Source organism: Methylobacterium sp. AC832, from assembly GCF_979256025.1.
On record NZ_CEEDMV010000094.1, the window covers coordinates 1 to 231 of the forward strand.

At 74.0% G+C, this 231-nt stretch carries 1 pseudogene; it reads right to left on the bottom strand.

Annotation, left to right across the window (positions count from 1 at the left end):
- Positions 1 to 231: pseudogene (locus tag AC0IXR_RS25220) on the bottom strand (hydroxysqualene dehydroxylase HpnE); the annotation flags it as partial.

Here is a 231-nt window from a genome sequence, read left to right on the forward strand (position 1 = left end):
GAGCGGCCCGGAACATTCCATGCGTTCCCCGATCGTGCCCGCACGGCCGGGGGCCTTGCCCGAGGCGGCCCGGTGGATGCTCAGGGGCGCGAGATAATCCATCGCCCGGCTGCCCGGCACCCGCCGCGACGCCTGCAGCACCCCCCACGGCACCCGCCCGGCATTCGGCCGAAGGGTCCAGCGCTCACCGGTCTTCAGGTCGGAGACGGGGACTTCAGCCTCGTCCGGCCC